Source organism: Micromonospora halophytica, assembly GCF_900090245.1.
GTDB classification, from domain to species: domain Bacteria; phylum Actinomycetota; class Actinomycetes; order Mycobacteriales; family Micromonosporaceae; genus Micromonospora; species Micromonospora halophytica.
Genome location: NZ_FMDN01000002.1, coordinates 426,407 through 446,479, shown reverse-complemented (window position 1 = coordinate 446,479; position 20,073 = coordinate 426,407). Strand labels below are relative to the sequence as shown.

At 74.2% G+C, this 20,073-nt stretch carries 19 protein-coding genes and 1 pseudogene; 7 read left to right on the top strand and 13 right to left on the bottom strand.

All coding sequences use genetic code 11. The annotated features are described in order from the left end of the window. Window positions 1–66: 66 nt before the first annotated feature. Entirely contained in the window at window positions 67–558 is a 492-nt protein-coding gene (locus tag GA0070560_RS04690) for a DUF3145 domain-containing protein (protein WP_043966937.1), read from the top strand. Window positions 559–654: 96 nt separating this feature from the next. Then, window positions 655–2,382 carry a glycoside hydrolase family 3 protein gene (locus tag GA0070560_RS04685; RefSeq protein WP_091291745.1) on the top strand — a complete coding sequence of 576 codons (1,728 nt, stop codon included), beginning with the start codon at window positions 655–657 and terminating at the stop codon, window positions 2,380–2,382. Between the two features lie 139 nt (window positions 2,383–2,521). Here GA0070560_RS04685 and GA0070560_RS04680 read toward each other — a convergent pair whose 3' ends face one another. Then, a complete protein-coding gene (locus GA0070560_RS04680; RefSeq protein ID WP_091291743.1) occupies window positions 2,522–3,175 on the bottom strand; it encodes a lipoprotein in 654 nt (217 codons plus the stop codon). A 211-nt stretch (window positions 3,176–3,386) separates the two neighbouring features. Between GA0070560_RS04680 and GA0070560_RS04675 the strand changes: the two genes are divergently transcribed. After that, on the top strand, window positions 3,387–3,608 hold the full coding sequence (locus GA0070560_RS04675) for a hypothetical protein (protein WP_091291741.1): 222 nt from the start codon (window positions 3,387–3,389) through the stop codon (window positions 3,606–3,608). 52 nt (window positions 3,609–3,660) lie between these two features. On the opposite strand, the gene GA0070560_RS04670 is transcribed toward GA0070560_RS04675, so the two are convergent. The 8 genes and pseudogenes from GA0070560_RS04670 to GA0070560_RS29735 all read right to left on the bottom strand — a co-directional run bounded on the left by GA0070560_RS04670 (window position 3,661) and on the right by GA0070560_RS29735 (window position 12,172). Next, window positions 3,661–5,082, bottom strand: coding sequence for an acyl-CoA carboxylase subunit beta (locus tag GA0070560_RS04670; protein WP_091291739.1), 1,422 nt, complete (start codon window positions 5,080–5,082; stop codon window positions 3,661–3,663). 22 nt (window positions 5,083–5,104) lie between these two features. Continuing rightward, a complete protein-coding gene (fabF, locus tag GA0070560_RS04665; RefSeq protein WP_091291737.1) occupies window positions 5,105–6,331 on the bottom strand; it encodes a beta-ketoacyl-ACP synthase II in 1,227 nt (408 codons plus the stop codon). Between the two features lies 1 nt (window position 6,332). Beyond that, the gene (locus GA0070560_RS04660) at window positions 6,333–6,572 is read right to left on the bottom strand and encodes an acyl carrier protein (RefSeq protein ID WP_053653162.1); all 240 of its coding nucleotides are present in this window, start codon (window positions 6,570–6,572) and stop codon (window positions 6,333–6,335) included. A 77-nt stretch (window positions 6,573–6,649) separates the two neighbouring features. Continuing rightward, complete coding sequence (locus tag GA0070560_RS04655) at window positions 6,650–7,606, bottom strand: beta-ketoacyl-ACP synthase III (RefSeq protein ID WP_091291694.1); 957 nt, start codon at window positions 7,604–7,606, stop codon at window positions 6,650–6,652. Between the two features lie 67 nt (window positions 7,607–7,673). Further along, complete coding sequence (locus GA0070560_RS04650; RefSeq protein WP_091291692.1) at window positions 7,674–8,843, bottom strand: acyltransferase domain-containing protein; 1,170 nt, start codon at window positions 8,841–8,843, stop codon at window positions 7,674–7,676. Window positions 8,844–8,930: 87 nt separating this feature from the next. Beyond that, window positions 8,931–10,341 (bottom strand): annotated as a pseudogene (locus GA0070560_RS04645) (PucR family transcriptional regulator). Next, window positions 10,338–11,006, bottom strand: a complete 669-nt coding sequence (locus tag GA0070560_RS04640) for a response regulator (protein ID WP_091291963.1) — start codon at window positions 11,004–11,006, stop codon at window positions 10,338–10,340. Before GA0070560_RS04640 ends, GA0070560_RS04645 begins: the two are co-directional and overlap by 4 nt. Beyond that, window positions 11,003–12,172 (bottom strand): sensor histidine kinase, encoded by a 1,170-nt coding sequence (locus GA0070560_RS29735; RefSeq protein ID WP_091291690.1) that lies wholly within the window; start codon window positions 12,170–12,172, stop codon window positions 11,003–11,005. The genes GA0070560_RS04640 and GA0070560_RS29735 overlap by 4 nt, the downstream gene beginning before the upstream one ends. A 193-nt stretch (window positions 12,173–12,365) precedes the next feature. Between GA0070560_RS29735 and GA0070560_RS04630 the strand changes: the two genes are divergently transcribed. Next, entirely contained in the window at window positions 12,366–12,905 is a 540-nt protein-coding gene (locus GA0070560_RS04630; protein WP_091291688.1) for a hypothetical protein, read from the top strand. Window positions 12,906–13,006: 101 nt separating this feature from the next. Continuing rightward, a complete protein-coding gene (locus GA0070560_RS04625) occupies window positions 13,007–13,414 on the top strand; it encodes a hypothetical protein (RefSeq protein ID WP_091291686.1) in 408 nt (135 codons plus the stop codon). Between the two features lie 169 nt (window positions 13,415–13,583). On the opposite strand, the gene GA0070560_RS04620 is transcribed toward GA0070560_RS04625, so the two are convergent. Continuing rightward, entirely contained in the window at window positions 13,584–14,252 is a 669-nt protein-coding gene (locus GA0070560_RS04620; protein WP_091291684.1) for a hypothetical protein, read from the bottom strand. A gap of 223 nt (window positions 14,253–14,475) precedes the next feature. Between GA0070560_RS04620 and GA0070560_RS04615 the strand changes: the two genes are divergently transcribed. After that, a complete protein-coding gene (locus GA0070560_RS04615) occupies window positions 14,476–15,075 on the top strand; it encodes a copper resistance CopC family protein (protein WP_091291682.1) in 600 nt (199 codons plus the stop codon). A 55-nt stretch (window positions 15,076–15,130) separates the two neighbouring features. On the opposite strand, the gene gltX is transcribed toward GA0070560_RS04615, so the two are convergent. From gltX to GA0070560_RS04600, 3 genes are all read right to left on the bottom strand, one after another. Further along, window positions 15,131–16,540 carry a glutamate--tRNA ligase gene (gene gltX, locus GA0070560_RS04610; RefSeq protein ID WP_091291680.1) on the bottom strand — a complete coding sequence of 470 codons (1,410 nt, stop codon included), beginning with the start codon at window positions 16,538–16,540 and terminating at the stop codon, window positions 15,131–15,133. A gap of 212 nt (window positions 16,541–16,752) precedes the next feature. Next, window positions 16,753–18,030 carry an MFS transporter gene (locus tag GA0070560_RS04605; protein ID WP_091291678.1) on the bottom strand — a complete coding sequence of 426 codons (1,278 nt, stop codon included), beginning with the start codon at window positions 18,028–18,030 and terminating at the stop codon, window positions 16,753–16,755. Then, entirely contained in the window at window positions 18,027–19,352 is a 1,326-nt protein-coding gene (locus GA0070560_RS04600; RefSeq protein ID WP_091291676.1) for a GH1 family beta-glucosidase, read from the bottom strand. The genes GA0070560_RS04605 and GA0070560_RS04600 overlap by 4 nt, the downstream gene beginning before the upstream one ends. A gap of 187 nt (window positions 19,353–19,539) precedes the next feature. On the opposite strand from GA0070560_RS04600, the gene GA0070560_RS04595 reads away from it, so the two are divergent. Continuing rightward, on the top strand, window positions 19,540–19,986 hold the full coding sequence (locus GA0070560_RS04595) for an SRPBCC family protein (protein ID WP_091291674.1): 447 nt from the start codon (window positions 19,540–19,542) through the stop codon (window positions 19,984–19,986). Window positions 19,987–20,073: the final 87 nt, after the last annotated feature.

Below are 20,073 nucleotides of genomic sequence, written 5' to 3'. Positions count from 1 at the left end.
TTGCAGAAGCCACCCGGGTGGCCGAGGTCGTAGGGGAAGACGCACCTCGCTCTCCGGGAGGTCACCGTGCCAACGCGTGGCGTCGTATACGTCCACTCGACCCCGCTCGCCGTGTGCTCACACGTCGAGTGGGCGATCGCGCGCGTCCTCGCCGCGCCGGTCAACCTGCAGTGGACGGCTCAGCCCGTCGATCCCGGCGCCCGCCGGGCCGAATGCGGGTGGACCGGTCGTCCGGGAACGGGCGCCGAGCTGGCTGCTGCCCTCCGGCAGTGGCCCATGATCCGTTTCGAGGTGACCGAGGAGCCCAGCGCGGGTGTCGACGGTGAGCGCTTCATGTACGTCCCCGGCCGAGGGCTGTTCCGGGCGACCGTCGGCGCCGCCGGTGACATCCAGCTCGGCGAGGACCGTCTGCGCGGCATCATGGCCGCCGCCCGCGCGCCGGAGGCGCTGGCGCACGCCCTGGACAAGGCGCTCGGCACCGCCTGGGACGCGGAGCTGGAGCCCTACCGGTACGCCGGCGACGGCGCCCCGGTGACCCTGCTCACCCGCGTCGGCTGAGGCCGGAGCCGTACCCGGACAGCCGGGTGCGGACCGGCACGCCCCGTGTGGGCGACCGGCCGGTCGGGTTGCCGCAGCGACGCGACGCCGGGTTTGATGGGCCGCGTGCCGACTTCCCCGCGACGTGCCGGCGTCGCCCTCGCCGCCCTGACCGCGCTGCTCGTCTCCGGCTGCTCGGCGAGGCCGGACACGCCGCGACCCGGGCCGAGCCCGTCGGCCTCGACCACCGCGCCCAGCCCCGCGCCCACCCCCGCCGGTGACCCGGCCGCCCGCGCCGCCGCGCTGGTCGGCACGCTCACCGACGAGGACCTGGCCGGCCAGGTGCTGATGCCCTACGCGTACGGCAGTGCGGCGACGAAGGTCACGCCCGCCTCGGCCGCCGGCAACCGCGCCCTGGCCGGGGTCGACACTCCCGCCGAGATGGTGGCGAAGTACCGCCTCGGCGGCGTGATCCTGGTCGGCTTCAGCGCCGACGACCCCACCTCCGGCAACCAGGCCACCACCAACGTCGACAACCCCCGGCAGGTCCGGGAACTCACCGGCGGGCTGCGCGAGGCCGCCGCCAGGCTCCCCGCCGGCAGTGCGCCCTTCCTGATCGGCACCGACCAGGAGTACGGCGTGGTCACCCGGATCACCGACGGGGTGACCACGCTGCCCAGCGCCCTGGCCGCCGGAGCGGCCGGCGACCCGGCGCTCACCGAGGCCGCCTGGCGGGCCGCCGGCCAGGAGCTGGCCGCCATGGGGATCAACCTGGACTTCGCACCGGTGGCCGACGTGCTCGCCACCCGCAGCAGGGTGATCGGCTCCCGCTCCTTCGGCGCCGACCCGAAGCGGGCCTCCGAGCAGGTCGCCGGCGCGGTGCGGGGGCTGCAGAGCGCCGGGGTCGCGGCCAGCGTCAAGCACTTCCCCGGGCACGGCCTGAGCGCCGCCGACTCGCACAAGGACCTGCCGGTCATCGCCCAGTCCCGCACCCAACTGGACCGCACCGCCTTCCCGCCGTTCACCGGCGGCATCGGCGCCGGCGCGATGGCGGTGATGTCGGCCCACCTGGACGTCAAGGCGGTCGACCCGGGCACCCCGGCCACCTTCTCCCGCAAGCTGCTCACCGACGTGCTGCGCGGGCAGCTCGGCTTCACCGGCGTGGTGATCACCGACGGGATGAACATGGCGCCGGCCAAGCGGTACCCGCCGGGCGAAGCCGCGGTGAAGGCGCTGCTGGCCGGCAACGACCTGATCCTGATGCCGCCGCACGTCGGCCAGGCGTACGACGGCCTGCTCGTCGCGCTGCGCGACGGGTCGCTGCCCCGGGCCCGGCTGGTCGAGGCGGCCACCCGGGTGCTGACCATGAAGTTCCAGCTCGCCGACCGCCCCGCCCCGGCGATGTCCACCCTGAACAGCCCCGAGCACCGCAGGGCGGCCGACGCCCTCGCCGCCGCGGCGGTCACCATGCTGCGCGGCACCTGCGGCGCGCCGGTACGCGGCCCGGTGACGGTGACCTCCTCCGCCGGCCGGGACCGCACCCGCGCCGCGCTGACGGAGGCGCTGACCGAGGCGGGGGTGCGGGTGGTCCCCAGCGGCGGCACCAGGGTGCACCTGGTCGGCTACGGCGACTCAGCCGGTGACCTCAGCGCCGGCGCGGCGGTGACCGTCGCGATGGACACCCCGTACGTGCTGGAGAAGGCGACGTCGCCGATGCTGCTGGCCACCTACTCCTCCAGCCGTACCTCGATGACCGCGCTCGCCCGGGTGCTCGCCGGCAAGGCGGAGCCGGGCGGTCGTTCGCCGGTGCCGGTGCCGGGACTGCCCGCCACCAGCTGCGCCTGACGGCGGCACGCCGAGCGAGGAACCCCGCCGGTACGGGGCCAGGGCTCTCACTCGTCGGGATGCCGGCCCAGCGGGAGCGGGGCGCCCACGCCCGCCGACCCGTGCCCCGGCCACACCACCGGCGGCCGGGGCACACCGGTCACTTCGGCAGGCCGGCGCTCGACCTGGCCAGCCGGTACCCGGGCAGAAGGTCCGTGGCCTCGGCGAGGAGACTCTCGCTCACCGTGACCAGCACCGTCCGCCCACCCGCCCGTACCGCGAAGGCCCAGGACCGGTTGGTGTCCTCGGTCAGCTCGCTGGTGGACACCCAGGTCGCCTCGACCGCGTCGATGCTGCCGGCCTTCACCGACCGGTACTCCTGACCGCTGACCTTCTCCCCACCGGCGACGAACGCCTCCAGCGCCGGTCGCGCCTCGACGGTCGGGTCGTCGGCCGTCCACACCCGCAGGAAGCCGCCGCCGGCGCGCCGGCCGTCCACCTCGCACCGGGCGGTGGCGCCGCCCCGCGCGGTGAACGCCTCACCGAGGAGCTCCGCCAGCTCCCCCTCGGGGATCTCGATCGGCTTCGGTGTCCACTTCTCCGGCAACGAGAAGGAGATCGGCAGCGGGCAGGGGCTGCCCACGCCACCGACGTTCCCGCCCGCCGGGGCAGCGGTGATCTCGTCGTACCACGGTTCGCCGGTGGAGGTCGCCGCCGACGGTGCGGGCACGGCGACCGGCTGCTCCTTCGTCTCGGCGCAGCCGGTCGACACGGCCAGGGTGAGTGCGGCCAGCACGGCCACCTGTCGCTTCATGTGTCACGTTCCCCGTCGAAGTTCCCGCCGCCGATACGGCGGCCGACGGATGCTAGCCGACGCGCGGTGCCCCGTGCTGGCCCGTGTGGGCGGCGGCCGGCCACTCCACCGCCGACGGGAGGGCGGCTGCCGTGGAGATCCGGACACCCGCCCCGGTCCCGGGGCCGAAATCCGGATGCGACACCCGCCCGGCGCTGGCACTCTGCCGGGCATGGGACAGGACGCGCGGGGTTTCGCATACGTGGAGCGGGCGGACGGCTCGGTGGTGATCACCCACCACGGCCGGGCGGCCGGCACGCTGCGGGGCGGCCGGGCGGCGGAGTTCCTCGCCGAGGTCGGCGAGGAACCGCAACTGGTGATGGCCCGCTGGACGGGCAACTACCGCCGGGGCAACGAACGGACCGCCCGCCAGCACCCCCGCAACCGGGGCTGAGACGACGTCGGGTCCGCGCTCGTCGAGCGCGGACCCAGGGGTACGTCCGGTGTCACAGCGGAATGTTGCCGTGCGCGCCTCGGGCGGCGGGTGCGGTGGCGAGGGCTTCGGCGATGCGGCGGCGGGTCTCGGCGGGTGTGATGACGTCGTCGACGACGCCGATCTCGAGGGCCCGGTTGACGCCACCGGCGATGCGGATCTGTTCGTCGATCAGGTGGGCGCGGAGGGTTTCGCGTTCCTCGGCGGGAGCGGCGGCGAGTTTCTTGCGGTGCAGGATGTTGACCGCGGCGCTGGCGCCCATGACGGCGACTTCGGCGTCGGGCCAGGCGAACACGGCGGTCGCGCCGAGGCTGCGGGAGTTCATCGCGATGTACGCGCCGCCGTAGGCCTTGCGGGTGACCAGGGTGACCCGCGGCACGACCGCTTCGGCGAACGCGTGCAGCAGCTTCGCGCCGCGCCGCACCACGCCGTCCCATTCCTGACCGAGGCCGGGCAGGTAGCCGGGCACGTCGACCAGCACGATCAACGGCACCCCGAGGCTGTCGCACATGCGCACGAACCGGGCCGCCTTCTCCGCCGACGAGGCGTCGAGACAGCCCCCCAGCCGCAGCGGATTGTTCGCCACGACCCCGACGGTGCGCCCGGCGAACCGACCGAGAGTCGTGACCACGTTCGGCGCCCACTTGGCGTGCAACTCCACACCCGGGGCGTCCAGCAGCGCCTTGACCACCGGCTTGACGTCGTAGGCGCGATTCGTCTCGGCCGGCATCCTCGCCGCGAGGTCATGACCGGCGTCACCGACCGGCACATCGTCCGGCGACAGCCGCCCCTGACGCCCCAGCAACGCGGCCAACGTCCGCGCCTGACCCAACGCCGCCTCGTCATCGGCACACGTCACATGCACCACTCCGGACCGACGCCCGTGCGGCTCCGGCCCACCCAGGCGCTCCATGTCCACCTGCTCACCGGTGACCGACCGCACCACCTCCGGCCCCGTGACGAAGATCCGCCCCGCCCCACTCATCACCACGATGTCGGTCAACGCCGGCCCGTACGCCGCACCACCCGCAGCCGGACCCAGCACCACCGAAATCTGCGGCACCCGCCCCGACGCCCGCACCATCGCGGCGAACACCTGACCCACCGCATCCAGCGCGACCACACCCTCAGCCAGCCGCGCCCCACCCGAATGCCACAACCCCACCACCGGCACCCGCTCACGCACCGCCGTGTCGATCGCATCCACCACGCGCCGACACCCCTCGGTGCCCATCGCCCCACCCATCCGAGTGGCATCCGTGGCGTACCCCACCACCGGCACACCAGCGACCTCACCGCGCGCCCACAACACCCCCGACGCGTCCCGTGGCACACACAACCGCAACGAACCAGCATCGAACAGCGCCCGAAGCCGAACCTCGGGATCGCGGTGGTCGGCTGTCGAGGTGTCCGCGCTGACGGCGGTCGTGGTCACTTGAGCCTCCCAGGCTGTGGTCTCAGGCCCGCGTGAAGACGAGAGCCACGTTGTGGCCGCCGAAGCCGAACGCGTTGTTCAGCGCGGCGGGGATCTCCATGCGGCGCGGCTCGCGTGCGGCCACGTCCATGGTCAGCCCGTCGTCGGCGTCGTCCAGGTTGATCGTCGGAGGCACGACACCGTCGCGGATGGCCAGGATGGTGGCGATCGACTCCAACGCCCCGGCCGCGCCGAGCAGGTGACCGGTCATGGACTTGGTCGCCGTCAGCACCGGGTGGTCCCCGAGCGCCTGGTGCAGCGCCCCGATCTCCAGCATGTCGCCCACCGGCGTCGACGTCGCGTGCGCGTTGACGTGCATGATGTCCATCTTGGCGATGTCGGCGTCCGCGATCGCCTTCCGAATTGCCCTGATGGCGCCCTCGCCCTCGGCGTGCGGCTGCACCATGTCGTACGCGTCGGAGGTGATGCCGGCGCCGGCGAGGCGCGCGTACACCCGGGCACCGCGCGCGGCGGCGTGGTCGGCGCGTTCCAGCACCACGATGCCGGCACCCTCACCGAGGACGAAGCCGTCGCGGCCCTTGTCCCACGGGCGGGAGGCCCGCTCCGGCTCGTCGTTGCGGGTCGACATGGCCCGCATCGAGGCGAACCCGGCGATCGGCAGCGGGTGGATGACCGCCTCGGTGCCGCCGGCCACCACCACGTCGGCCCGGCCGGCGCGGATGATGTCCAGACCGAGCGCGATGGCCTCGGCGCCGGTGGCGCAGGCGCTGGCCACCGAGTGCACACCGGCCTTGGCGCCCAGTTCCAGCCCGACCCAGGCGGCCGGACCGTTGGGCATCAGCATCGGCACCGTGTGCGGGGAGACCCGCCGCGGGCCGGACGCCTCCAGGATGTCGTCCTGGGCGAGCATGGTGGTGGCGCCGCCGATGCCGGAGCCGATGCTGACGGCCAACCGCTCCGGGTCCAGCCCGGAGTCGGCCAGGCCGGCGTCGGCCCACGCCTGGTGGGCGGCGATCAGGGCGATCGCCTCGGAGCGGTCCAGTCGGCGAAGCTTGACCCGCTCCAGCACCTCGGCGGGATCGACCGCCAGCTGGGCGGCGATCCGGACGGGGAGCTGCCCGGCCCACTCCTGGGTGAGCGGACCCACCCCGGAGCGGCCGGCGAGCATGGCGTCCCAGGTCGACGCGACGTCCCCGCCCAGCGGGGTGGTCGCGCCGAGCCCGGTGACGACGACGTCGGGACGACTCATATCAGGACTGCGCCTCGATGTAGCTGACGGCGTCCCCGACGGTCTTCAGGTTCTGCACCTCGTTGTCCGGGATCTTGACGCCGAACTTCTCCTCGGCCGCCACCACGACCTCCACCATGGAGAGCGAGTCGACGTCGAGGTCGTCGGTGAAGGACTTCCCCTCGGCCACGTCGTCCGGGTTCACCCCGGCAACCTCTTCGAGGATCTCGGCGAGGCCGGTGGTGATCTCGTCACGGGTCATTGCGGTTGGGTTTCCTCTCCATAGGGGGTAGTTCTCCGCCGGACGGCGGGACGGCACGGCAGGACCGGGCCGGGTCTTCAGGGGCAGCGGACGACCTGACCGGCGTAGGTCAGGCCGCCGCCGAAGCCGAAGAGCAGCACCGGGGCGCCCGAGGGCACCTCCCGCCGCTCGACCAGCTTGGACAGGGCCAGCGGCACGCTCGCCGCCGAGGTGTTGCCGGACTCGACGATGTCCTTGGCGACGATGGCCTGCGAGATGCCCAGCCGCTTGGCGATGCCGTCGATGATCCGTCCGTTGGCCTGGTGCGGCACGAACGCGGCCAGCTCCGACGGGGCGACCCCGGCCCGCTCGCAGGCCTGCAGGGCCAGCGGGGCCAGCGCGGTGGTGGCCCAGCGGAAGACCGCCTGCCCCTCCTGCGCGATGTACGGGCGCCAGCCCTCGATCCGTACCGCGTCGCTCTTCTCCGGCACCGATCCCCAGACCACCGGGCCGACCCCGGCGGGCTCGCCCTCACCGGTGGCGGTGACCACCGCCGCGCCGGCGCCGTCACCGAAGATGATGCAGGTCGAGCGGTCGGTCCAGTCGGTGAAGTCGGAGAGCTTCTCCGCGCCGACGACGATCGCGTTGCGCGCCGCCCCGGCCCGGATCGCGTGGTCCACCGTGCCGAGCGCGTACGCGAAGCCCGAACAGGCCGTGTTGATGTCGTACGCCCCGGGGGCGGCGATGCCCAGCTTCGCGGCGACCCGGCAGGCCACGTTCGGGCTGCGGTCGATCGACGTGCAGGTGGCGACGACGACCAGGTCGATGTCGGCGGCGGTCAGGCCGGAGTTGGCCAGGGCCTTGCCGGCGGCGGCGGTCGCCATGTCGGCCACCGTCTCGCCGTCGGCGATCCGCCGGGAGACGATGCCGACCCGGTCCCGGATCCACTCGTCGTTGGTGTCGACGAGCTGGGCGAGGTCGTCGTTGGTCACCACCCGCGCGGGCTGGTAGTGGCCGAGCGCGAGGATCCGACTGCCGGTGACGGGACTGCTCATGCCGATGCCTCCCTGCGGTCGGCCTCGGCATCAGGCGTGACGGCGCTGTGCCTGATGATGCGCTCGCTCATGCGTGGCCTCCGATGCGGGCGAGGGGCTGACCCGGTGCGACCGGGTCGTCGTGGTGGGCGAGCCACTCGGTGAGCAGCCCGCTGTCGTGCGCGGTCACCTCGACCGACCCCTGTCGGGTGGCGATGTGGCCGATCACCTGGCCGGTACGGAGGTCGGCGCCCTCGGCGAGCTCCGCGTCCGGTTCGAAGGTGCCCGCGACGGGCGAGACGACCACCCGGAACTGGATCACCGGCTCGTGGCCGCGCAGGCCGCTGTGCCGGGCGATCAGGTCGCGGGCGGCGGGCAGGTCGTCGGGGGTGTTCAGGGAGACGATCTCCGGAACGCCGGTCTTCTTGAGCTCCCGCTTGACCAGACCGGCCAGGGTGCCGGCCGGGGGCAGTTCGATCACGCCGGTGACGCCGAGGTCGGCCAGGGTGCGCATGCACAGGTCCCAGCGGACCGGGGAGGTGACCTGACGGACCAGCCGCTGTACCGTCTCCCGGCCGTGGTTGACCGCCGCGCCGTCCAGGTTGGACAGCAGGATCCGGCGCGGGTCGGCGGTGGTGATGCCGGCGGCCACCGCGGCCAGCGCGGCCTCGGCCGGCGCCATGTACGGGGTGTGGAACGCCCCGGCCACCTTGAGTCGGATCACCCGGCTCTTCGCGGGCGGCTCGGCGGCGAGCTTGTCCAGCGCGTCCAGGCTGCCGGCGGCGACGATCTGGCCGGCGCCGTTACGGTTGGCCGGGTGCAGCCCGTGCGTGTCGAGCGCGGCGAGGACCTCGTCGGAGTCGCCGCCGAGCACCGCGGCCATGCCGGTCTGCTCCAGCGCGCAGGCGGCGGCCATCTCGCGTCCGCGCACCCCGGCGAGGGTGATCGCCGCCTCGGCCGGGAGGACCCCGGCCAGGGTGGCGGCGCCAAGCTCGCCGACGCTGTGCCCGGCGGTGACCGAGACGTCGTACATCGGCAGGTGCTCGGCGGCCAGCAGGGCGGCAGCCACCAGCAGCGGCTGGGTGCGGGCGGTGTCCTTGATCTCGTCGGCGTCGGCCTTCGTGCCGAGGTGCGCCAGGTCGACCCCGGCGAGCGCGGACCACCAGCGCAGCCGCGCCTCGGCACCGGCCAGGTCGAGCCAGGGGGTCAGGAAGCCGGGTTTCTGGGAACCCTGGCCGGGAGAGAGTACGGCGAGCACGTCTATGACTCTCCCGGATACGCGTGGGTAACGCTGTGTCGGCACCAACCAAACCGCACTAGGACCTTTGGAGGGAATCTACAAAAATCAACGGCGCTCATCACCTGTCTGTGAAGTTTTCCTGACGCCTGGGGTCATTGTCTGGGTCGGGACGGCCGGGACGACCGGGTCGAGCCGGCCCACCGTCAGCGCCACCTGAAGGGCGAACGCGTCCCGCGCGGCAAGTGGGGAGAAGCCGGTCACCTCGGAGATCCGGCGCAGCCGGTAGCGGACCGTGTTCGGGTGCACGAAGAGGGACCGGGCCGCGCTCTCCAGCGTACCGCCGGCGGCGAAGAAGGCGTCCAGCGTCTCCAGCAACTCGCCGCTCGCGCGCACCAGCGTCGCGTACACGTCGTGGCGCAGCCGGCGGCGGGCCTCCGCGTCGCCGGCCAGGGCCCGCTCGGGCAGCAGGTCCGCCGCGGAGACCGGGCGCGGTGCGGTCGGCCAGGCCGGCGCCGCGCGGAACCCGGCGAGCGCGGCCCGCGCCGACTCCGTCGCCTCGTCCAGGCTGGGTACGCCCGGCCCGACCACCACCGGACCGTCGCCGAACGCGGGCAGCAGCTTCTCGGTGGCGGCGACCGGGTCGGCGGCACCGCCGAGGACGATCACCAGCCGGTCGCCGTGCACGCCGCCGATCACCTCCACCCCGATCCGGCGGGCCTGGCGGTAGACGGTGTGCAGCACGGCGGCCACCTCACCGCCGGGGGAGCGACCCACCGCCACCGAGACCGGTGGGGCGTCCGCCCAGCCCAGCGCCGCCGCCCGGCTGGCCAGCACGTCGCGGGAGTCGCCCCGCAGCAGCGCGTCCACCAGCAGCGCCTGCAACCGGGCGTCCCACGAGCCGCGCGACTCGGCGGCGCGGGCGTACACCCGGGCGGCGGCGAAGGCGATCTCCCGGGAGAAGCGCAGCACGGCCTCGCGGAGCTGCTGCTCCTCACCCTTGACGGCCAGGTGCGACACCTGCTCCTCGACCACGTCGATGGTCACCTTGATCAGCGCCACGGTCTGCTGGAGGGTGATCGAACGCGCCAGGGCCTGCGGTGCGGTGGCGAAGACCTCGTCGGAGACCTCCTGGGTGCTGTCCGTCGTGCCCCCGCCGCCGTGCAGCCACTGCACCAGGGACCGGACGCCGGCCTGCGCCACCAGCATGACCCAGGAGCGCTGGTCGGCCGGCAGCTCGCGGAACCAGGGCAGGGTCTCGTCCATCCGGGAGACGCTGGCCGTGGCCAGCGCCCCCGCCGCCCGCTCGATCCGGCGCAGCGTGGCCGACAGCTCGGTACCTCCCGGCTCACTCACCGGTCCAGCCTGACATGTGCTGACCAGGGCAACCACGTCGGCCTCCGGCCGGCCGGTCCCGCCCGGCGTCGCCGGCACGACGGCCACCGGGACGGCGGCCCGTCCGAGGAGCCGGCCGGTGACGAGTCCGAGGGCCCGACGGCGGGCCGGCGGGTGCGGTCACGGCGTCGGGGGCGCGGTCAGGCCCAGCTCCTGGGCGAGGATGGCGGCCTGCACCCGGCTGCGCAGCTCCAGCTTGGCCAGGATCCGGCTGACGTGGGTCTTGGCGGTGCTCTCCGCCATCGCCAGCCGCCCGCCGATCTGCTGGTTGGACAGGCCGGCGCCGAGGCAGGCCAACACGTCACGTTCCCGGGGGGTCAGCGTCGCCACCGCCGCCCGGGTCGCCGCCGGGGCGGCGGGCGGGGCCGCCGCGAAGGCGCTGATCAGCCGGCGGGTCACCGCCGGGGCGATGACGCCCTCACCGCGCGCGACCGTGCGCACCGCCGCCACCAGGCCCGCCGCGTCGGTGTCCTTGAGCAGGAACCCGGCCGCGCCGGCCCGCAGCGCGCCGAAGACGTACTCGTCGAGGTCGAAGGTGGTGAGCACCAGGACGTCGGCCAGGTGCTCGGCGACGATCTCCCGGGTGGCCGAGACGCCGTCGAGCCGGGGCATCCGGATGTCCAGGACGGCGACGTCGGGGCGCAGCTCCCGGCAGAGCCGTACGGCCGCCTCGCCGTCACCGGCCTCGCCCACCACCTCGATGCCCGGATCGCCGGCGAGGATCAGGACGAGCCCGGCCCGCACGGCGGCCTGGTCGTCGGCGAGGACGACCCGTACCGGGGCGGTCACCGGGCCACCCCGGTGGGCAGCGCCGCGTGCACCCGCCACCGGCCGTACACCGGACCGGCGGAGAACCGACCGTCCAGCAGCGCGGCCCGTTCCCGCATGCCGATCAGCCCGGCGCCCGCCCCGGCCAACGGGCCGCCGCCCTCGCGTACCGGGTTCTCCACCGTCACCACCACCTCCGTCGGCTCGTACGCGACGCACAGCTCCGCCGTGCCGGTGCCGTACCGCAGCGCGTTGGTCAGCGACTCCTGCACGATCCGGTACGCGGCCAGGTCCACCCCGACCGGGAGTGGGCGGGGCTGCCCGGTGACGGTGGCGCGTACCGCCAGCCCGGCCGCGCCGACCCGGTCGAGCAGGCGGTCCAGTTCGTCGAGGCGTACCCGGGTCGGCTCCTCGGCCCCGCCGTCCGGCTCCCGGAGCAGGCCGATCAGCCGGCGCATCTCCGCCATGCCCTGCACGCTGCTCTCCCGGATCACCCGCAGCGCCGAGTCGACCCGGGCCCGGTCCAGCTCGGGCGCGGAGAGCACGGCGGTGGCGTGCAGGGCCACCGCGCTCAGGTGGTTGGCCACCACGTCGTGCAGCTCCCGGGCCATCCGGGCGCGTTCGGCGAGCACCGCCCGGCGGCGGTCCAGCTCGGCCAACCGGGCGGTCTGCTCGGCCCGGGTCCGCTCGGCCGCGGCCTGGTCCCGGTACTGGCGCACGCTCACACCGGTCAGCACCGGCAGCACCCCGCCCAGCACGAACGGCACCCCGGCCGCCGCGCCGCGCCAGCCCCACAGCACGGTGCCGACCACCACGCCGGCCACGCTGAGCCCGACCGTGACCCGCAGCAGCCAACGCCGGACCGGGGGCGGGCCGTAGACGCAGGCGTCGTAGAGCACCTGGGTGTAGACCAGGGCCGTGCCCAGCGACACGCCGAGCGCCGTGTCGGCCAGCACGGCGGCGGTGCCGAGCGCCAGGCTGGTCCGGGTGGCCGCCCGGCGCAGGCCGACGGCGACGCAGGCCACCAGCAGCGGCGCCAGGAAGAGCTGCTCCGGCACGTCCGGGTCCCAGGGGAACTGCGGCTGCAACCCCACGCCGTAGAGGACCAGCCCGCCGGCGAGCGAGGCCACGGCCAGCGCCGGGTCCCGTGCCGGCGAGCCGGGGCCGATCCAGGCCGGGGTCCGCATGGCCCGATCCCACCACACGCCGCGCCGCCCACTCTCCGCCCGCCGGAGGAGGCCGCCGGCCGCGACCTCCGCCGAAGGAGGTACGCCGACCCGGGGGTCCGCCGAAGGAGGTACGCCGATCTCGTTCCCGCCGTCGAGGTGCCGCCGGTCGCCGCCGGAAACGCTGAAGGCGGACGAACGGGGAGGGTCGGGGATGTTGCTGGCGGTCATCGTCGGGTGTGAGATCGGGTTCTGGGTGGTGCTCGCCGCCGGGCTGGTCGCCCGGTACCCGCTGCGCCGGCCACGGCTGGGCGCGGCGCTGCTGTTCTGCGTCCCACTGGTGGATCTCGTACTGCTCGTGGCGACCGTGGTCGACCTGCGCCGGGGCGCGGTGGCGAACACCGGCCACGGGCTCGCCGCCGCCTACCTCGGCTTCTCGGTGGCCTTCGGGCACTCCATGGTCCGCTGGGCGGACCAGCGGTTCGCCCACCGTTTCGTGGGCGGACCGCCCCCGGTGAAGCCGCCCCGGCACGGCTGGGCGCGGACCCGGCACGAGTGGCGCGAGTGGGGCAAGGGGCTGCTCGGCTGGGCCGTCGCCTGCGCCCTGCTCGGCGCGGCGATCCTCTACGTCGACGATCCGGAGCGCACCCGCGAGCTGGGGAACTGGATCCAGAAGCTCACCGTCGCCATCGTGATCTGGTTGGTCGCCTTCCCGGTCTGGGAGACGATCTTCCCGCGCCGGCCGAAGTCCTGACACCGGGGTACGCGCTGCACGGGTCGTCGGTGCCGGACAGTACGGTGGCACTGCCGTCGGGGCGACCTCCCGGCGCGCGACGCGAGCGTGAGGAGACCGGGATGGCGCACGGGGAGGCCGAACACGGCTGCGCCCAGGGGGAGCCCTGCCGGCCGGGCCACCACGACCAGCCGGGGCAGGTCCGACCCCACCGTCGGCTGGCCGCGCTGCCCTGCCCCACGGAGCAGGCCGGTCGGGCGGCCGAGCGGGTCGACGACGAGGTGCCGGTCCCGCGTCAGCGGGCGGCCGAGCCGTCCGGGTCGGAGGCCACGCCCGCGCGTCCCCGCGCCGTCGAGCCGGCGCCCCGGCCGCGGCCCGCCGAGCCGGCCGCCTCCGGCGAGCCCGAGCGGGGCGTGTCGCACGGCTGCCGCAGCGAGTTGGCCGGCTGGGCCGGCGCGCACCGGCACGGTCCGGTCCGCCCCAGCCGCCGTCCGGTCCGCCGGGAGCGGCCGCCGCACCGCTGGTGCTGACCACCTGGGCTGCGCCACCCCGGAGGCGGTAGCTCCGTCGTCGTCGAGCCGTCCACGGCGGACGCGCGCGTCCCGGCCGACACCGGACAGGTTCGTGGCGAGGGCGCGCGGGAGGTCCGACCGGCGGCCGGTTCGGCAGTGGACGAGCCCCGCCGGCCGCCGGCGTGGCTCAGCGGGTACGGCGGCGGACCAGCAGGGCGATCCCGGCCAGCCCGGAGGTGATCACCAGTACCACGCCGAGGTTGAGCAGCAGCAGGCGCTGGAGCTCGCCGATCGCGGTGTCGATGTCCTTGGCCGGGTTGAGGGCTTCCTCCGGGATGACCCGCTCTCCGCCGCCGACCCCGCCGCTGAGCGTGTCGAACTGCCGCTCCAGCGGAACCCCGGCGTGGCGCAGGGTCTCGGACATGTTGAGCCGGCCGAGGAACCAGCCGGCGCTGGTCTTGCGCGCGTCGGGCTGCTTCGCCGGCCGGTACGCCCGCGGCCCGCCCTTGGCCAGCGGGTAGAGGTCGTAGGTCTGCTTCGGCGTCTCCCCGGCGAGCACCACGACCGTGTACTTCGGACCGAGGTTGGCGGCCTTGGGCCCGGTGGACGCGCCGGTGCGGCCGAACCAGTTGACCTGGTCGATCACCGCGAGCACGAGGGCCGGCTCGGTCTCCGAGCGCAGCCGCAGCGGCTCGCTGAGCCCGTCGCCGGTGATGTCCACCCCGGCGGGTGGCGGCTTCGGCGCGGTCTGCGCGGGACCGGCGGCCCGTGCCGGGGCACCCGCCGCCAGGCCGAGCGCCGCGGCCAGCGCGGCTGCCGCGACCGTACCGAGCAACCGCCTCATCCGTACGACCATCGCCGCCTCCTCGCCCCGTTCGATGGATGGCTGTGCTGCAGGTCACGCGTTGGATGGTCGACGGCGGTGACCATGCCCGCAGGCCGGGTTCCCACCTCAGAGACTCCGCAGATCGGCGTTCGGTTGCAGCTGCTGAACCAGTATGTGGAACTAATCGCGATCCGGACCCGACTAATGGTCAGCCGTTGATCAGCGGGCGGATCGTACCTTTGCGGGAGGGTTCATGGGGGGCAGGGTCCCACGGGCGGCGCGCACCGCGCCAGTCGTCATGGGCGTGGCGCTCGGTGTGTCATTGCTGATGCCGGCGACGCCTGCGGTCGCGCACAACTCGCTGACCGGCAGCAACCCCGCCGACGGGGCCCGGGTGGCGAAGGCGCCGGCCCGGATCGAGCTGCGGTTCCTGTCGAAGCCGGATCCGGCTACGACGAAGATCACAGTGGTCGGACCGGGCGGGGTGCCGGCCGCCGGTGACGCGCCGAGTTTCACCGGCAGCCGGGTGAACGTCCCCTTCGCCGCCGGCCCGGCCGGCGAGTACACCATCGGCTACCAGCTCGCCTCCAGCGATGGCCACCTGGTGAAGGGGACGGTCACGTTCACCCTCACCACCGGCGCGTCGACCGCCCCGAGCGCGGGCGGGACCCCGACGGCGTCCGTCCCGCCCACCGCCCCGGTCACCAGCGCCGCCCCGACCGCTGCGGTCCCGACCGCCGCGTCGGACTCCGGCGACGGCGGCGCACCGGTCTGGCCGTGGCTGCTCGGCGCCGGGGTGCTCGTCGCCGCGGGCGCCGCCCTGCTGCTGCGCCGCCGCGCCCCGCGCGCCTGACCCGGTACGACGCGAGGGCCCGCCGGAGACCGGCGGGCCCTCGCTCGGGTACCCCTCAGACCAGGCGGGCCCGGGCGGCGCGCAACCGGGCCAGCGTGCGCTCCCGACCGAGCACCTCCAGCGACTCGAACAGCGGCAGCCCGACGGTGCGGCCGGTGACCGCGACCCGGACCGGCGCCTGCGCCTTGCCCAGCTTCAGCCCACGCTCCGCGCCGACCGCCTCCAGCGTCGACTTCAGCGAGTCGGCGTCCCACGAGGCCAACCCCTCGTACCCGGCGATCGCCGCGTCGAGCAGCTCGGCCGCGCCCTCCTTCATCGCCTTCGCCCAGGCGGCCTCGTCGATCAGCGGGTCGGCCACGAAGAGGAAGTCGACGTTCGGCACGATCTCGCTGAGCACCGCGATCCGGGTCTGCGCCAGCGGGGCGACCGTCGCGAACGCGTCCGCGTCGAACTCCGCCGGCTGCCACGGCGGCGGGGCGATGGTGTCGGTGCCGGTCAGCCACGGCTGGCAGGCGGCGACGAACTCGTCCACCGGCAGCGCGCGGATGTACTCGCCGTTGAACGCGCGCAGCTTCTTCTCGTCGAAGAAGGCGGGGGAGGGGTTGACCTCCTCCAGCCGGAACTCCTCCTCGATGACCGACCACGGCACGATCTCCCGGTCCCCGGACGGGGCCCAGCCGAGCAGCATCAGGTAGTTGCGCATCGCGTCGGCGAGGTAGCCCTCGTCCTTGTACGCCTCCAGGGCGACCTTGTCGCGGCGCTTGGAGAGCTTCTGCCGCTTCTCGTTGACCACCACCGGCACGTGCGCCCAGACCGGCGGCTTGACCCCGAGGGCGTCCCAGAGCAGCTGCTGCTTCGGGGTGTTGGGCAGGTGTTCCTCGGCCCGGATGACGTGGGTGATCCCCATCGTCATGTCGTCCACGACGTTGGCCAGCAGGAAGACCGGGGAGCCGTCGCCACGGGCGATGACGAAGTCCTCGATGAGCTTGTTCTCGAAGGTCGGCTCGCCGCGGATCAGGTCGACCACCACGGTCTCGCCGGAGTCCGGCGTACGGAAGCGCAGCGCGCGCCCCTCGCCCGCCGCCAGGCCCCGGTCCCGGCAGTGGCCGTCGTACCCCTGGTACTGCGAGCCGGTGCGCGCCTGCACGGCATCCCTGGTGCAGTCGCAGTAGTAGGCCCGGCCGGAATCGTGCAGCCGCTGGGCGGCGGCGCGGTGCTCACCGGCGTACGAGGACTGGAAGTACGGACCCTCGTAGCTGCCGCGCGCGATGCCGATCCAGTCCAGCGCGGACAGGATGCCCTCGGTCCACTCGGGCTTGTTGCGCGCCGCGTCGGTGTCCTCGATGCGCAGGACGAAGACCCCGCCCTGCTGCTTGGCGAAGATCCAGTTCTGCAGCGCCGAGCGGGCACCGCCGACGTGGAACATACCGGTCGGGGAAGGGGCGAAGCGCACACGTACCGTCACGTCCTCCAGCCTACGGCCGGCCGCCACCGCATTCCCCCAGGGGGCCGACCCACCACCCCACGCCCCTCCCAGGATCCGCGCACCTTCCCGGAAAGTGTGGCAATCCGGCGTCGGATAGCCACACTTTCCGGGTAAGTGCGGCCATCGGCCATCGGCCATCGGCCATCGGCCATCGGCCATCGGCCACCGGCCACCGGTGGTGGGCGCGGCCGTCAGCGGACGGCGCGGATCTTGAGGACGAGGGCGCTGCCGAGCAGGGTGACCGCCGCGGTGACCGCGTAGAGCGCGGGGTAGCCGCCCAGGTGCACCACGATCGGGGCGGAGAGGGCCGGGCCGAGCACCTGCGGCGCGGAGTTCGCGATGTTGATCACGCCGAGGTCCTTGGCCCGGTCGGTGGCGCGGGGCAGCACCTCGGTGATCAGCGCCGCGTCCACCGACAGGTAGACCCCGTAGCCGGCGCCGAGCAGCAGCGCGGCGACGATCGCCGTGGACCAGCGCGGGGCGGCGGCGAGCAGCAGCGCGGCCACCGCCATCACCACCCCGGAGGCGATGACGAAGACCTTGCGCCGTCCGGACCGGTCGGAGAGCCGACCGGCGACCACGGCGGTGAGCATCATCCCGGCCGTGTAGAGCAGGATCAGCACCAGCAGGGCACCTTCGGGGTCGGGGTGGCGCACCCCGTCGGTGAGGAAGTACAGCAGGTAGAGGGTGCCCAGGGCGTTGCCGATCTGGACCAGGAACCGGGTGATCCAGGCCCAGGCGAAGTCCGGGTGCCGGCGCGGGCTGATCCACATCGAGGCCGCCAGGGCCCGCAGCCGCAGTGGCGGCCGGTGCGCGCGGGGCAGCGGGTCGTCCCGGGTGAGCAGGGCGAACGGCAGCGACAGCACCAGCACCGCGACGGCGATCGCGGCGTACCCGGCGGCGTTGCCGGTGACCACGGCGGTGACCAGCACCGCACCGACCACCAGGCCGAGGGCCTGCGGGATGCCGACCCAGCCGGAGACGCCGCCCCGCTGGGCGACCGGCACCCGGTCCGGGATGGCGGCGGTCAGGCTGGCCAGCATCGCGTTGAAGCACACCTGGGCGGCGACCCAGCCGAGCGCCACCCCGGCGATGGTCTCCTGCCGGGCCAGCAGCACCAGGGCGAGCGCGCCGAGCAGCGCCCCGCCGGCCGTCCAGACGTGCCGCCGGCCGAACTCCCGTCCGGCCACCCGCAGGCAGGTGCGGTCCGACAGCGCCCCCGCGAGCGGGTTGGCCAGCACCGCCGCCAGCGCGCCGAGGCCGGTCACCACGGCCAGCATGGCCTCCTTGTCGGCCGGGGCGATCCGTTCCACCTGCTGCGGCAGCAGCACCTGGATCGGGGTGAAGAACGCCATCCAGACGCCCAGGTTGGCCGCGAAGATCAGGGCGATCCAGTCCCGCCGGACCGGGACCACCGGCTCGGCCAGCGCCGCCGGCAGCGACGTCGGTGTCGGGTCGACGGTGGTCATCGCCGGGTGACGAGGTCGCGGTACCAGGCGTACGAGGACTTCGGCGTGCGGGCTCCGGTGGCGAAGTCGACGTGCACCAGGCCGAAGCGTTTGGTGAAGCCCTCCGCCCACTCCCAGTTGTCGAGCAGGGACCAGACGAAGTATCCGGTGACGTCGACCCCGGCGTCGATCGCCTCGCGGACGGCCCGCAGGTGCCCGTCGAGGTACGCGATCCGCTCCGGGTCGTGCACCCGGCCCTCGGCGTCCGGCGCGTCGTCGTACGCGCAGCCGCTCTCGGTGACCTGGATCGGCGGGAGCGCGTCGCCGTAGCGCTCTTTCAGTCCGGTGAGCAGGTCGCGCAGCCCGTCGGGGACGACCGGCCAGTCGAAGGCGGTGCGCGGGTGGCCCTCCAGCGGCACCAGCTCGAAGGGGAGCGGCGAGTCCTCCTCGGCCGCCCGGATGCCGGTGGGGTTGTAGTAGTTCACCCCGAGCACGTCGAGCGGGGCGGCGATCACGTCGAGGTCGCCGTCGCGTACCCCGGCCGGTGCGATCCCGGGCGGGTAGCCGAGCCCGAGCAGCGGGTCGGTGAAGAGCCGGTTGTGCAGCGCGTCGTACGCGAGCCCGGCCGCCCGGTCGGCGTCGGTGTCGCCGCGCGGCACCACCGGTGAGTAGTTGTTGGCGATCGCCACCGGGCTGCTGCTGCGGGCGCGCAGCGCGGCGACCGCGAGCCCGTGGGCGAGGAGCTGGTGGTGGGCCACCGGGAAGGCGTCGAAGAGCAGGAAGCGGCCGGGGGCGTGCACGCCGGTGCCGTGTCCGAGGCTCATGTGGATGAACGGCTCGTTGAGGGTGATCCAGAGCTTCACCCGGTCGCCGAGGCGGGCGGCGACGAGGTCGGCGTACTCGGCGAAGCGGCCGGCGGTGTCCCGGTGCAGCCAACCGCCGGCGTCCTCCAACGGCTGCGGCAGGTCCCAGTGGAAGAGGGTGGCGACCGGGTCGATGCCGGTGGCGAGCAGGTCGTCGACGAGGCGTTCGTAGAAGTCCAGGCCGGCGGGGTTGGCCGGGCCGCCGCCGCCGGGCTGGACCCGGGGCCAGGAGATCGAGAACCGGTACGCCGAGACGCCGAGCCCGGCCATCAGCGCGACGTCCTCGGCGTGCCGGTGGTAGTGGTCGCAGGCCACGTCGCCGGTGCTGCCGTCGACGATCCGCCCGGGGGTGTGCGCGAAGGTGTCCCAGATGGACGGTCCGCGCCCGTCGGCGTCGGCGCCGCCCTCGATCTGGTACGCCGAGGTGGACACTCCCCAGCGGAAGCCGGCGGGGAACGGGGGCAGCGGCGCGGTCGTCATGGACCCCTCCCGGGAACGCGAATTGTGTTCGCGACTCTAGGGGCTGCCGGGCCCGTTGCGCCATAGGTCCTCGACAATGCGGGGCGCAAGGGTCTTCGGCGTGTCTTTTCCGAACCCGTCCACTTACGTCCGATTTTGCGCATAGAGTGCCGAATATCGCGGATGTCCTCAGTGGGGGAAGACAGAAATGATCCTCGTGGAACGCAGTGCGCACGTGATGGCGCCGGTGGAAGCGGTCTGGGACGTCGTGCAGCGGGCCGAGCAGTTGCCGGCCTGGCTGGCGGGCGTCCGCGCGGCCGAGGTCCTCTCGGGTGAGGGCTTCGGCCGGCGGCAGCTGGTCCAGGCCGGACGCGGCGCGGCGCACGAGGCCGAGGTGATCGCCTACCAGGAGCCGACCCTGATCGGCTGGCGGGAACGGGCCAGGGGCGCCGGCGCCCGGGCCGAGGCGCGCACCGAGATCTACGTCCAGCTCACTCCCGACGAGGAGGAGGGCGGGACGGTCGTGCGGCTCATCGTCGTACGGTGGCCGGCCGGACCGGTCAAGGCAGCCCTGCTCCGGCTCGGGCTGCGTCGGGTCGGCGCCGACCTGGAGGACTCGTTGGCCCGGCTCACCGATCTGGCCGCCGTCGGCTGACCAGGCCACGTCCTACGGCGTCACCCGCGACGGCGGTGGCCCGGCGTCCCCGCCAGGGACGTCCGGACCACCGCCGGCTTGCGTCCG